At 61.5% G+C, this 12,530-nt stretch carries 11 protein-coding genes; 8 read left to right on the top strand and 3 right to left on the bottom strand.

What is annotated here, in order from left to right; translation table 11 throughout:
* Positions 1-4 precede the first annotated feature (4 nt).
* From FSO04_RS12865 to FSO04_RS12855, 3 genes are all read right to left on the bottom strand, one after another.
* Entirely contained in the window at positions 5-811 is an 807-nt protein-coding gene (locus FSO04_RS12865) for a hypothetical protein (RefSeq protein WP_154560045.1), read from the bottom strand.
* 122 nt (positions 812-933) lie between these two features.
* On the bottom strand, positions 934-3,003 hold the full coding sequence (locus tag FSO04_RS12860; RefSeq protein WP_154560044.1) for a putative bifunctional diguanylate cyclase/phosphodiesterase: 2,070 nt from the start codon (positions 3,001-3,003) through the stop codon (positions 934-936).
* Positions 3,004-3,103: 100 nt separating this feature from the next.
* Entirely contained in the window at positions 3,104-3,535 is a 432-nt protein-coding gene (locus FSO04_RS12855; protein ID WP_154560043.1) for a rhodanese-like domain-containing protein, read from the bottom strand.
* Positions 3,536-3,658: 123 nt separating this feature from the next.
* Here FSO04_RS12855 and ftrA point away from each other — a divergent pair, with 123 nt between their 5' ends.
* The 8 genes from ftrA to FSO04_RS12815 all read left to right on the top strand — a co-directional run bounded on the left by ftrA (position 3,659) and on the right by FSO04_RS12815 (position 12,524).
* Positions 3,659-4,636 carry a transcriptional regulator FtrA gene (gene ftrA, locus FSO04_RS12850; RefSeq protein ID WP_154560042.1) on the top strand — a complete coding sequence of 326 codons (978 nt, stop codon included), beginning with the start codon at positions 3,659-3,661 and terminating at the stop codon, positions 4,634-4,636.
* 371 nt (positions 4,637-5,007) lie between these two features.
* Positions 5,008-5,958 carry a hypothetical protein gene (locus tag FSO04_RS12845; protein WP_199203026.1) on the top strand — a complete coding sequence of 317 codons (951 nt, stop codon included), beginning with the start codon at positions 5,008-5,010 and terminating at the stop codon, positions 5,956-5,958.
* 152 nt (positions 5,959-6,110) lie between these two features.
* On the top strand, positions 6,111-6,878 hold the full coding sequence (locus FSO04_RS12840) for a bestrophin-like domain (RefSeq protein ID WP_154560040.1): 768 nt from the start codon (positions 6,111-6,113) through the stop codon (positions 6,876-6,878).
* Between the two features lie 42 nt (positions 6,879-6,920).
* The gene (locus FSO04_RS12835; RefSeq protein ID WP_154560039.1) at positions 6,921-8,138 is read left to right on the top strand and encodes a DUF2252 domain-containing protein; all 1,218 of its coding nucleotides are present in this window, start codon (positions 6,921-6,923) and stop codon (positions 8,136-8,138) included.
* Positions 8,139-8,515: 377 nt separating this feature from the next.
* Positions 8,516-8,959 carry a hypothetical protein gene (locus FSO04_RS12830; protein WP_154560038.1) on the top strand — a complete coding sequence of 148 codons (444 nt, stop codon included), beginning with the start codon at positions 8,516-8,518 and terminating at the stop codon, positions 8,957-8,959.
* A 17-nt stretch (positions 8,960-8,976) separates the two neighbouring features.
* A complete protein-coding gene (locus FSO04_RS12825; RefSeq protein ID WP_154560037.1) occupies positions 8,977-9,402 on the top strand; it encodes a hypothetical protein in 426 nt (141 codons plus the stop codon).
* A 299-nt stretch (positions 9,403-9,701) separates the two neighbouring features.
* A complete protein-coding gene (locus FSO04_RS12820; RefSeq protein WP_168435664.1) occupies positions 9,702-11,117 on the top strand; it encodes a GH1 family beta-glucosidase in 1,416 nt (471 codons plus the stop codon).
* A 165-nt stretch (positions 11,118-11,282) separates the two neighbouring features.
* A complete protein-coding gene (locus FSO04_RS12815) occupies positions 11,283-12,524 on the top strand; it encodes an ABC transporter substrate-binding protein (RefSeq protein ID WP_154560036.1) in 1,242 nt (413 codons plus the stop codon).
* Positions 12,525-12,530 lie beyond the last annotated feature (6 nt).

Here is a 12,530-nt window from a genome sequence, read left to right as displayed (position 1 = left end):
TGCGTCAAACCGGCCCCGGCAGCGACTGGCATTGCGCGGGCGTGTCGTGGCCGAGCGCATCGCAGTGCGGCGACCGCGATTCGCGCAGTCCGCGCATTTCCCGTGACTCGGCGAGACGCTCCAGCGCGCCGCGGTCGAGCGTGGCGAGCATGTCGCGTTCGACGATCAGATGGTGCAGGGCCAGCACGATCAGGCCGATGGTCAGCAGCAGATCGCCTGCAAACACGACGGCGTAAAGCGCCGAGGTGGTGCGAGGATTGCCGTACAGCAACGTCATGTTGGAGCGGTCGAGCAGCACCAGCACGAGCGGCACGATGGCATTGAGCGTCGCGATGCCGCTACCCACCGCCACCAGCATACGTGCCGCCCCAAGTTGCGGACGGCGCCGCCGGTAGACTTCATACAGCGTTGCCGCGCGGCATGGCGCGAAAAACAGCGCCAGCAAGCCGGCGCGGACCGCCAGCGGCGCATTCCACGCCAGCACGCTCCCATACAGCACGCAGAACACGGCAGTGACGACGAGGCCGGCGCGCCACGGCGCCGATTCACCGAACAGATCGCGCGTGCCGGTCCAGATCAGAATGCGGCTTTGCAACGCCAGCGTCGCGGTGGCCAGCAACAGCAGATCGCTGGGCCAGATCTTGTGCAACGCGAAGCATGCCGTGGCGGTGGCAAGCAGATAAAAGCCGACGGCCCAGAAGCGGAAGGCGCCCACCTGCGCAAACATCCGCGAAAGCGCTGTCGTGATGAGGGCGCTGCACAGGAACGTGATCAGCCACACCGTTTGGAACGTCGCTACGTCAATTTTCATGAAGTCTCCAGCAACCAATCTGTTTGTTCCTGCTTATAGGTAAAACGAGGCGACGCAGCGGGCGCGCCATGATAGGCGAACCGAGTCGCAAAGGTACACGTCTTTCAAACAGATTCGGATGCTCATGCCGACACCATTCTTGCCCGTAGCAGTTCGCCGAAGTCGTCGGCGGTGAGCGGCTTGCCTAGCAGGAAGCCTTGCATCTCGTCGCACATCATCGACTTGAGCATGTCGAGCTGCGATTCGGTTTCGACGCCTTCGGCCACCACGTCCATTTCCAGCGAGTGGGCGAGCGCAATGATCGCGGAAACGATCGCGCTGCCTTCCGGTCCGTGCTCGTCGAGTCCGTTGGTGAAGAAGCGGTCGATCTTCAACTGCTTGACCCGAAAACGTTGCAGATAGGCGAGGCTGGAATAGCCGGTGCCAAAATCGTCGATGGCGATTTCAAAGCCGCTTGCCCGGAACGCGCGGATCATTTCGATGGTTTTCGGCGCGTCCTGCATCGCGACGGTTTCGGTGATTTCGAACATGATCTGTTCGCATTGCACGCCTTCGGCTTGCACGATCTCGAGCATCGTCGCGACGAGGTTCGGTTGCGACAACTGGCGCGGCGACAGGTTGATCGCCACTTTCATCGAAGGCAGGCCTTGCTCGACCCAGCGGCGAATCTGCCGGCACGTCTCGCGCAGGACCCAGTAGCCGATCTGCACGATCTGGCCCGAGCGCTCGGCAATCGGAATGAACTCGAGCGGCACCAGTGCGCCGAGCTGCGGATGATGCAGGCGGATCAGCGCTTCGGCACCCGCCAGCGAGTCGCCGCTGCCGTGGAACTTCGGCTGAAAGTGCAGCGAGAAATGGCCGGCGGTGAGCGCTTCGTGCAGCGCACTTTGAATTTGCAGCGTGCGCGTCGCGGCTTCGTTCATGCTTTGTTCGAAGAAGCGATAGGTGCTGCGGCCCGCGCGCTTGGCTTCGTACATGGCTGCATCCGCATGCTTGAGCAGCGTCTCGACGGTATCGCCGTCGTAGGGAAAGAGCGCGATGCCGATGCTCGGCATCACCTGTAGCGGCTGCGAATCGGTCCATACGCCCTGGCGCATCCGGTCGAGCACGTCTTCGGCCATGGTGCCGGCGTCTTCGCGTGACGCCAGGTTCTCGGACAGCACCACGAACTCGTCGCCGCCGAGACGCGCGACGGTGTCGCTCGCGCGCACACACAGCAGAAGGCGCTGGGCGAACGCCGACAGCACTTCGTCGCCGGCCGAGTGGCCGAGTGAATCGTTGATGGTCTTGAAGCCGTCGAGATCCATGAACAGGATGGCGAACAGCGTACGCTGCCGGCGCGCGCTATGGATGGCGCGGTCGATGCGTTCGGTCAGCGTGCTGCGGTTGGGCAGGCCCGTCAGCGTGTCGAGCGTGGCGAGCCGCACGATCTGGCCGTTCAGCTTCGACACCGCGCCGACCAGAAAGCTGGTGCGCGCATCGAAACGCGACAGTATCAGCGTGACGATCAGAATCGCAAACGTGAACAGGATCACCGAAGTCGCGAGCCATGCGGCGTTCACGCCCTTGGCCGCGCCGCACACGGCGCCGGGCGGAAATTCGGCGGCCGCCATGCCGGCGTAGTGCATGCCGCTGATCGCGACGCCCATTACCAGCGCCGCGATGAAACGTTTGCGCAAGACGTAGCGCTCGTCGTCGTTACTGAGTGCGCGCGCCATCCACAGCGCGGCGGTCGAAGCGCCGATCGCGATCGCCAGCGAGCCTGCGAACCAGGCCGGCTGATAGTGGATGCCCGGCTCCATTTGCATCGCCGCCATGCCGGTGTAGTGCATGCCGGCAATGCCGAAGCCCATCAGTACGCCGCCGGCCACGAGCCGAAGCAGCGTGAGCCGCGCGTGGGTCGCCACGACCAGCGCCAGATACGACACGCCGATCGCGAGTCCAAGCGAATAAGCGGTTGTCGCGAAATCGTAGCCGAGCGGAATCGGCAGCGAGAAGGCGAGCATGGCGATGAAGTGCATCGACCAGATGCCGACACCGAGCGCGGCGGCGCCGCCGAGACGCCACGCGTGCCGCAAACCGGCCGACGCCAGCAGGAAGATGCGGCCCGTCAAATCGAGCGCCGTGTACGACGCCAGCGTCGCGACGACGAACGAGATTGCAACCAGCCAAAAATTGTATGAGCTCTGCATGTTAAGTCCAACCGCGAGAGGGAAGCGGCTGAACTTGTTATCGACAGTTGGTGGCGTTTATTTAATTGATTTTCAATATGTTAGTCATCGGATTCGAGCATCACGCGGCTGGCGTGGTGTGTACCAGGGTTAATCCTTCGTCGAGCCAGCCCGTAATGCCGCCGATCATCAGTTTGACGGGGCGTCCCAGTTGCGCGAGACGTAGTGCGCCGCGTGCGGCGCCGTTGCAGTGCGGGCCTGCGCAGTAGGTGACGAACAGCGTGTCCTGCGGGTACCCGGCGAGCTTCGATGCCACGATCTTGCGGTGCGGCAGGTTCAGCGCACCCGGCACGTGGCCCTGTTCGAACAGCGCCGGGCTGCGCACGTCGAGCAGCACGAAGCCGGGCGTGCCGCTCGCGAGTGCCGCGGACACGTCCGAGCAGTCGGTTTCGAATTGCAGCGACGCCTGGAAGTGAGCAAGGGCGGCGGCGCTATCGGCAGCAGGGATGGCGGTGACGGCGTTGTGGGCGGTGAGGGTGTTGAGCGTCGACATGGCGGGGTTCCGGTTGGACAGTGAGCGTGGTTGTGTGGCGAAGCGATTCTGGAGCCTTCATTGTCGCGACGCCGTAAGCGCCGGGTAAGTGGCGTAATCGTCAATCTCCGGTAACATTACGCCATGCTCAATCACCTTGTCGTCGCGCTGGCTTACGACCGGCTCTGTACATTCGAATTCGGCTGCGTGACCGAACTGTTCGCGCTCGAACGTCCTGAACTCGGCGTCGACTGGTATCGCTTCGCGGTATGCGCGAGCGAACCCGGTCCGATTCGCGCGGCCGGCGGCATCACCGTCGCCGCGCCGTACACGCTCAGGCTGCTCGATCGCGCTGACACGATCGTGATTCCCGGCTGGCGCGACGCCGACGAATTGCCGCCCGAGCCGCTCTTGAAAAAGATTCGCGCCGCCTACGAACGCGGCGCGCGCCTTTGCTCAATCTGCTCCGGCGTGTTCGTGCTGGCCGCGTCAGGTGTGCTCGACGGCAGGACCGTCACGACGCACTGGCGCTACGCCGACAAATTGCAGCAGCGCTATCCGCAATTGCGCGTGCAGCCGGATGCGTTATATGTCGACGAAGGACAGATCATCACCTCGGCGGGATCGGCGGCAGGGCTCGACATGCTGCTGCATCTGGTGCGGCGCGATCACGGCAGCGCGATCGCCAACCGGGTCGCACAGCGGCTCGTGGTGCCGCCGCATCGCGAGGGCGGTCAGGCGCAGTTCGTGCCGCGGCCGATGCCACAAGACGAAGGCGGGCGCCTCGCGAAACTGATGGACTGGGTGCGCCGCCATCCCGCGTTGCCGCACACCTTGCGCTCGCTGGCCGAACGGGCGGCGATGAGCCCGCGTACGCTGCAGCGGCAGTTCCACGACGCGACGGGCATGGCGCCCTACGAATGGCTGGTGCGTGAACGCGTGGCGATCGCGCGAGAACTGCTTGAGGCGCCGGCTCCTTTGCCGATGGCGCGCGTGGCTGAGCTGGCGGGCTTCGGTTCCGAAGAATCGCTGCGGCGGCATTTCCGGCGTATCGCGTTGACGAGCCCAGGCGCGTATCGTAAGAAGTTCGGGGTGCAGGCCGGGGTGCAGACACCCGGATAGAGGCGCGTCGCTTTTCGTTCTGCTGTTCCCTCATAGGGGAACAGTTTCAAACGAACGCTTGCCAATGCGCAAAATCATCTAGGGCTCGGGTATGACAGGCGACTTGATGCGTGCCGCATGACCGGTCGAATGCGTTTCATGCAAGCAACTGTGCATGCTCAAAAGTCACGGAATGCCGCGTGCCGGGCGTTGCGACCGAATCGCGCGATTGGCCGCCCGCTTCGCCGCCATGCAAGGGTTCGCGCAATCGCCGGTTTTCTGTCAGCATCACGGCCAGCGTCCGTGGCAACCCACGTCAACAAACGTGCGGTGCATACGGCTACTTGAAGCGCGTGTTCGAAACGCGTCATCGCCACCGTCCTCTCTTGCTCATGAACGTCAAAACCGCCGCTGCTGCCGTTGTCGTTTCTGCTGCAATTGCAGCGCTCATGCCCGCGCTCGTCGCGGCGCAAACGGGAGCCGCCGATTCGCGCGCCGAACTTTATCGCCGCAACCTGCTGGCGGGCAAGGACGTGCCGTGCCGCACGAACGCGTCGTGCGCGGCGTTGGGCGTGGCCGCGCTCGAAGCAGGGCGCCTCAAGGACGCGCAAACGCTGGTCGCGATGGAAGCCGCGCTCGCCGAGGCCACCGCCATGCAGGCGAACGAAGAGAACTCGCCGAAAGCGACCAGTTCTGCGCGGGCTCGCGTGGCAATGGCGCTGGTTCATCAGGGTGACGTGCAAGTGAGGCTGGGCGCGCTGCCGGACGCGCGCGCGTATTACCGCACCGCGGTGAGCCGCGGCAACGACTATCCCAACGACGCGCTGCTCGGTCGCGCGGTAGCGGCCGCGCGTCAACGTCTCGAAGCGATTGCTGACAAAGCGGTGGTGGCCGGTGTGCCGCCGAACGGCGCGCGCTTTGCCAGTTACATGTTTTTTGGCGCGTGGAACAGTATCGAGGTGAAGCCGGTGAAAGGGCGGCACGGCGTCTACCGGATCGATGGCGACTTCGTGTATCCGACAGTCGGCGCCGACGGTCAACCGAGCGCGAACATGGGCAGCCTGTCGGCCTACGTGCGGTTCTACGATGGCGTGGCGCGCGTGCCGGTGACTGATGACGGAGGCCGTGCGCCGCTCGACGCAACCGCGAGGATCACCAATCTCGCGCCTTATGACAAACATGAGGACAAGCCAACGGACAAACGTGCGGACAGATGCCTGATCGAGTTCAAACTCTCCGCACCGGAAACGCTCGATGTAGCGACGCACGGCTCGCTAACCGAATGCGGATTCGGCTTCAACGTCAGCGCGGACGGACGTTACTATTTGATGACAGGCTCCTGACAGTCGGCATGCTGCAGGTTGCGAGCCTGTCCGTCTGCCGCCTGCATGCTTTCCCATCCGCACTGCGTCTTTTATGATGCAGTGGCCGTGCACGTTTTACCGCTGTCCAAAGCGTTCCCGCCAACAAAACTCTGATAAAAAAAACGCTCGCCATGCAGAACCTCCTCGACTATCCGGCACTTGTCTTCATCATTTGCTTTGTTGCGATGTGGCTGTCGGCGCGCATCGGCGCGTCGCTGCTGCGGCGTTTCAGCAAGATCGACGAGGACGCACGCGACGACTTCAGCGTGATTCAGGCCGCCACGTTGACGCTGCTTGCGCTGATCATCGGTTTCACTTTTTCGATGGCGGTAGGCCGCTACGATCAACGCAAGAACTACGAGGAAGAAGAGGCGAATGCGATCGGCACCGAATACGTCCGCGCCGATCTGTTGCCCGCCGCCGATGCGGCGACCGTCCGCGGCTTGCTGAAAACCTATCTCGACGAACGGGTGCTGTTCTACACGACGCGCGACGCCGATGAACTCGCCAAAGTCAACGCCGAGACGTCGCGCCTGCAGGGCGCAATGTGGACTGCAGTGAAGAACGCCGCTGCCGCGCAGCCCACGCCAGTGGCCGCGCTCGCTGTCGCCGGAATGAACGACGTGCTCAATGCGCAGGGTTACACGCAGGCCGCGTGGTGGAATCGCATTCCTGTCGCGGCGTGGACACTGATGGTGCTGATCGCGGTGTGCGCCAATGTGCTGGTCGGCTACGGCGCACGTGGTTTGAAAGCGGGAGCCGGGTTGTTGCTGATCGTTCCGCTGATCGTGTCGCTATCGTTTATGCTGGTCGCCGATATCGACAGTCCGCGCGGCGGCGTGATTCGTGTGAAGCCACTCAATCTCCATGCGCTGGCGGATTCGTTCCGCTCGCGTTGAACCTGTACTGAACCCGCATCGAGTCGTATGAAGGAGAATCACATGTCCGATATCGCACAGACCATTGCCAGCTTCAATACCGGCCGCGATCCTGAACGGCTCGCGATGAAATACAAGCTCATGCGTGGCTCGCCGTTTGTGTTTCTGCGCGGCACCTGCCATCTGTTTTACGCGCGTCTGCCGCGCGACAAGGTGCTCGACGAAGCGCCCCCGGTGTGGATTTGCGGCGATATGCACGTGGAAAATTTCGGCAGTTACAAGGGCGACAACCGCCTCGTCTATTTCGACAACAACGATTTCGACGAAGCCTGCCTCGCGCCAAGTCTTTACGAACTGGTGCGGCTCCTCACGAGCGTGCTGGTCGGTGCGAGCGACCTCAAGCTGAGCCGCGCGCAGGCACTTGCGCTTTGTCATACCGCGGTCGATGCTTACAGCGCGGCGCTCGCCTTCGGCAAAGCGCGCTGGATCGAAGCGGAGACGTCGACCGGCATGGTGCGCGATCTGTTCGACGCACTGGCGACCCGCAAGCGCGCCGAGTATCTCGACCGGCGCACCACGCTCAAGGGCAAGATCCGCGTGTTGAAAGTGGACGGCAAGAAAGCGCTGCTGGTCAGCGACAAAGCGCGCGCTGCAGTCACGGAGTTCATGCGTCAGTTCGCCGCCGGTCAACCCAATCCGGACTTCTATCGGATCATCGACGTGACGCGACGGATTGCCGGCACCGGTAGTCTGGGGGTGGACCGCTACGCGATCCTCGTCGAAGGCAAGGGCTCACCGGACGGCAACTATCTGCTCGATCTGAAAGAGGCGCTGCCTTCTTCGGTAACGCCGCATGTACGCACACCACAGCCGAAGTGGCAGAGCGAGGCGCAGCGTGTGGTTGAAGTTCAGCGGCGCAATCAGGCGGTTTCGCAGGCGTTCCTGCATGCAGTCGATTTCAATCAGCGCTCGTATGTGCTGCGCAGCTTGCAGCCTTCGGAAGACCGTGTGACATTGAGCGACTGGGACGGCAAGCTACCGCGGCTCGAAGAAGTGGTCAACAGCATGGCCCAATTGAGCGCGTGGGCGCAGTTGCGCAGCGGCGGCCGGGAGAAGTCGTCGATTGCGGACGAGCTGATCGCGTTCGGCAATCGCAAGGATTGGCAATTGCCGTTGATTGAACTCGCGACGCAATGCGAGGCTCTCGTGAACGCCGACTGGAAAGCGTATTGCGAAGCTTATGATGGTGGTGCGTTTAATTTGCCGGCGCAGAAGCCTTAACGGCGCGTCACGCTGGGCACTTAACGCGGTGCCCGGCGCGTTGTATCGCTTCTTTGGGGCGGCTGCCGCCGCACCCCGTCTTTTTCCTTCTGGCTGTCTCTGACCGGACCCCTCGGTCCCCGTCCATCTTCATGCAGGTTTGTCTCGCGTCACTGGACCCGTGTGCGGCCCTTCCACGTCCGGCGTTCCGATTTTCGTCGCGGGGATGTGGCAAAGACTCACAGACTCTTGCGTGGTTCCTTACGGACCTTGATGTCCACGTTGAAAGTGCCTGTTGCGTAGGCGCATGGATATCGCAATTTTAGGAATTGTCGGATAGTTGGGGTGGAATGCTCCTTATAGGGTGCTTGGGATTCAAACAAGTACAACCGCTAATCATGCAACGGCCATTGGTAAGCCACGAGCGTCTGCTTCTGCAGTTTCTTCTTACAGCGAACGAATCTTTTTATGGCGCTTACGTACTAAGGTGGAAAAATCAGGTTGAACGGTGCACGGTCCATGAGGTCAATGTGCCCTACTGTCTGGCCATCAGCCACGATGAAATCAGACTTTCAGGAGGCGGCTTCATTACGCTCGCGCGCGAGCTGGTTTGCGTTGACGAGGGCGTACCAGTGCTGATTTATGCTTGCGCGGTGGAGACGCAGTCAGGTTATGTCCTCAACTCTTTCGACATCGATCGTCTCGATGGGGAGCCTCTTGTGGCTTATCCCGACCCAGGCGATGGCCTCATGATCATGGAAGCCGGTAAACGCATAGGTGGGGCAGATTTGCGACATGTGTACAAGGAGTCGGATCTGCCACCGCGCTTTAAGCTTCCCTGAGATCGCAGGGAATATTGATGCGACGAACTCTTAAACCTCAAGAACGCCAACTGCTTGAGTTTCTTATATCCGTCAATGCGCCGCTCTACAGGACCGACGTAGCTCGCTGGATGGAGCAGATTCGAACCTGTACGGTTCGCGAAGTCAACGTTCAGTATTGCCTGTCGATCAGTCACGACGAGAAAAGCTATGGGGGTTGGGAAAACTCCAAGACGCTGGCACATGAATTGATAGCCGTCGACGAGGGAGTGCCGGTGCTTATTTACGCAATCGTCCATAACACCCAGGCAGGTTTCGTTTTGCACTCATTCAACATTGATCGCCTCGATGGAGAACCGCTTGTTAACTATCCTGAGGCAGGCGACGGGTTAATGATTGTCGAGCGAAACAAGAGGGTCGGTGGGGCAGATTTGTGCCATCTATATGGCGGATCGGGTTCGTAACTTGCCCCGTCATGTGACCAGTCAGCGTAACACCTGACTGTCGCAGCACAATTCACTTTAAATCGCTGGGCAGCACCAACAGCCTGTTGATTTAGGTTCACGCAATACCCGTATGCGCGGCGCATCGCGGCGCCGCGCATGCCAGCAAGTCCTCCAGACAAACCCTGATTGCTGCGTTCAATCCGCCACTGCTATCGTTCGCTGGTCTTTGTGGAAGCGCTTCCACTTTAGCTGCCAGGCAGCATTCACATCGAGTTTTGCCGTACCCGGTTCAATGACCTCAGCGCAGGAGAGAATCCGTGGCAAACGACGCATCCGTTGTATCCGACACCCTATCCCCAGCAGTTTCCAAGGGCTCGCTCGCCGATCTCTTCACCCCACCGGCGGACTCTACGCTGTGGCGCAAGAACTTCCTGCTTGGCGCCGCCACCGCTTCGTATCAGATCGAAGGCGCGGTGAATGAAGACGGCCGCCTGCCGTCGATCTGGGACACCTTCTCGGCGACGCCCGGCAAGGTGCTGGCCGGCGACACCGGCGCCGTCGCCTGCGATCACTATCATCGCTGGGAAGCGGACGTCGAGATGTTGGTCTCGCTCGGTCTCGAAGGCTATCGGCTCTCGATTGCGTGGCCACGCGTGATGGACGCGGCAGGCGTGCCCAATCGCAAAGGGCTCGACTTCTACAAGCGCCTCCTGAACCGTCTGAAAGAGAAGGGCGTCACAACTTTCGCGACGCTCTATCACTGGGACCTTCCGCAGCATCTGGAAGATCGCGGCGGCTGGCTCAATCGCGAAACCGCTTACCGTTTCGCTGACTACGCCGACCTGATGAGCCGCGAACTGGCCGGCACGGTCGACGCATGGGCGACGCTCAACGAGCCGTGGTGCTCGGCGTATCTCGGCTACGGCAACGGCCACCACGCGCCGGGCCTCGCCGACGACCGCTTCGCGACGCAGGCGATGCATCACCTATTGCTCGCACACGGCCTCGCGGTGCCGGTATTGCGCGCCAACGATCCGGCTTCGCAGAAAGGTATCGTCGCCAACATCGGCCGCGGCACGCCCAATAGCGACAGCGCGGCGGATCAGCGCGCGGCGCATCTGTTCGAAGTCCAGCACAATGCGTGGATTCTCGATCCGTTGCTCAAGGGTTCGTATCCGCAAGACCTGTTCGAACTGTGGCCGGGCACCGAGCCGCTGGTGCTCGACGGCGACATGCAGACCATTTCCGCGCCGCTCGATTTCCTCGGCATCAACTATTACTTCCGCACCAACGTCGCGAGCGACGGTGCGCATGGATTCCGGGACGTGCCGCTCGAAGGCGTCGAGCGCACGCAGATGGGCTGGGAGGTGTATCCCGATGGCTTGCGCGATCTGCTGACCGGTTTCAAGAAGACTTATCACAACCTGCCGCCGATCTACATCACCGAAAACGGCATGGCCTCGGATGATCAAGTGACCGACGGTCATGTGGAGGATACGCAGCGCATCTCGTTCCTCAAGCGCCATCTCGCAGCGGTCGATCAGGCGATCAAGGCCGGTGTGGATATTCGCGGTTATTTTCTGTGGTCGCTGATGGATAACTTCGAGTGGGCGTTTGGGTATGAGCGTCGCTTTGGTGTCGTACATGTCGACTACAGTACGCAGAAGCGCACGATCAAACGTAGCGCGGAGTGGGTAGCGAAATTCCTGAAGGAGCGTAAAGCAAGGGCTTAACGGCAGGTGAAGCTGGTTGGTATGTCGACTTGGAACACGGGCGCAAAGCCGGCGCACTATCGTGCATGGGATCGGAGTAAGTGCTCTGCATGGGACTAGAGTAAGCGCTAAAGCGCCAACTCTAGTCGACAGCTAAAGCGCTAACTCCGATCGACAGGAGACGGAATGAACAGCAAAAAAATGGTCTTGCGAGGCGTGGTTGCGGCACTTGCGTTGTACGGCGTCATCGCGCATGCGGCTGAACCGTTGAAAGCCAACGTGATTCACTGGTGGACCTCAGGCGGCGAATCCGCCGCGATCCGCCAGTTCGCCGATGCGTACAACAGGGCCGGTGGCCAGTGGGTCGACAACGCGGTGGCCGGCGCCGATCAGGCCCGCTCCACGGCGATCAACCGGATCGTCGGCGGCGATCCACCCACCGCCGCGCAGTTCAATACCTCCAAGCAGTTTCACGACCTGATCGACCAGGGTCTGCTGAACAACGTCGATGACGTCGCCGCGAAAGAAAACTGGAACGGCGTGTTCCCGCAATCGATCATCGACAGCATCCGGGTGAAGGGTCACTACTACGCCGCGCCAGTCGATATTCACATGCCGGCCTGGTTCTTCTACTCGAAGCCGGTGTTCCAGAAGGCCGGCATTGCCGCCGAGCCGAAGAGCTATGACGAATTCCTCGCCGATCTCGGCAAGCTGAAAGCGGCGGGCGTGATCCCGCTCGCGCTCGGTGGTCAGCCCTGGCAGGAAAAGATCACGTTCGACGCGGTCTTCGCCGACGTCGGCGGTCCCGATCTTTATCTGAAGGTGTACCGCGATCGCGACATGAACGCGGTCAAGTCGGATGCGTTCAAGAAAGTGCTCGCATCGTTCAAGCGCTTGCATGATTTCGTCGATGCGGGCTCGCCTGGCCGCAACTGGAACGACGCCACCGCGCTGGTGATTTCCGGCAAGGCGGGCGTGCAGATCATGGGCGACTGGGCCAAGGGTGAATTCTCCGCGGCCAATCAGACGGCGGGCAAGGACTTCGGCTGCTTCCCGGGTTTCGGTCCGCACTCGCCGTATCTGGTCGCGGGGGACGTATTCGTATTCCCGAAAACCGACAACGCCAACGCGATCAAGGCGCAAAATCTGCTTGCCACGGTGATGACCTCGCCGGCCGCGCAAGTCGCATTCAGCGCGAAGAAAGGCTCGATTCCGATTCGCCCCGATGTGGACGCGAGCAGTCTCGACATCTGCGCGAAGGAGGGCATGGCGATCATGAAGGACAAGTCGCGTCAGTTGCCGAATCCGGAGATGCTGCTCTCGCCTGACACGCAGGGCGCGTTGATCGACGTCATCACGAACTTCTGGAACAAGAACCAGTCGGTCGACGATGCGCAGAAGGCGTTTGCCAGTGCATTGAAGAGCTAGGCGCTC

The sequence above is a fragment of the Paraburkholderia madseniana genome, assembly GCF_009690905.1.
Classification (GTDB): Bacteria; Pseudomonadota; Gammaproteobacteria; order Burkholderiales; family Burkholderiaceae; genus Paraburkholderia; species Paraburkholderia madseniana.
This window is presented reverse-complemented; position numbering and strand designations above follow the sequence as displayed.

Bases quoted from the DNA above. Each gene is read 5' to 3' on its own strand.
- FSO04_RS12825 (WP_154560037.1), top strand. From the start codon at position 8,977: ATGCGACGAACTCTTAAACCTCAAGAACGCCAACTGCTTGAGTTTCTT.
- ftrA (WP_154560042.1), top strand. From the start codon at position 3,659: ATGCTCAATCACCTTGTCGTCGCGCTGGCTTACGACCGGCTCTGTACA.
- FSO04_RS12855 (WP_154560043.1), bottom strand. From the start codon at position 3,535: ATGTCGACGCTCAACACCCTCACCGCCCACAACGCCGTCACCGCCATC.
- FSO04_RS12835 (WP_154560039.1), top strand. From the start codon at position 6,921: ATGTCCGATATCGCACAGACCATTGCCAGCTTCAATACCGGCCGCGAT.
- FSO04_RS12860 (WP_154560044.1), bottom strand. From the start codon at position 3,003: ATGCAGAGCTCATACAATTTTTGGCTGGTTGCAATCTCGTTCGTCGTC.
- FSO04_RS12840 (WP_154560040.1), top strand. From the start codon at position 6,111: ATGCAGAACCTCCTCGACTATCCGGCACTTGTCTTCATCATTTGCTTT.
- FSO04_RS12865 (WP_154560045.1), bottom strand. From the start codon at position 811: ATGAAAATTGACGTAGCGACGTTCCAAACGGTGTGGCTGATCACGTTC.
- FSO04_RS12830 (WP_154560038.1), top strand. From the start codon at position 8,516: ATGCAACGGCCATTGGTAAGCCACGAGCGTCTGCTTCTGCAGTTTCTT.
- FSO04_RS12815 (WP_154560036.1), top strand. From the start codon at position 11,283: ATGAACAGCAAAAAAATGGTCTTGCGAGGCGTGGTTGCGGCACTTGCG.
- FSO04_RS12845 (WP_199203026.1), top strand. From the start codon at position 5,008: ATGAACGTCAAAACCGCCGCTGCTGCCGTTGTCGTTTCTGCTGCAATT.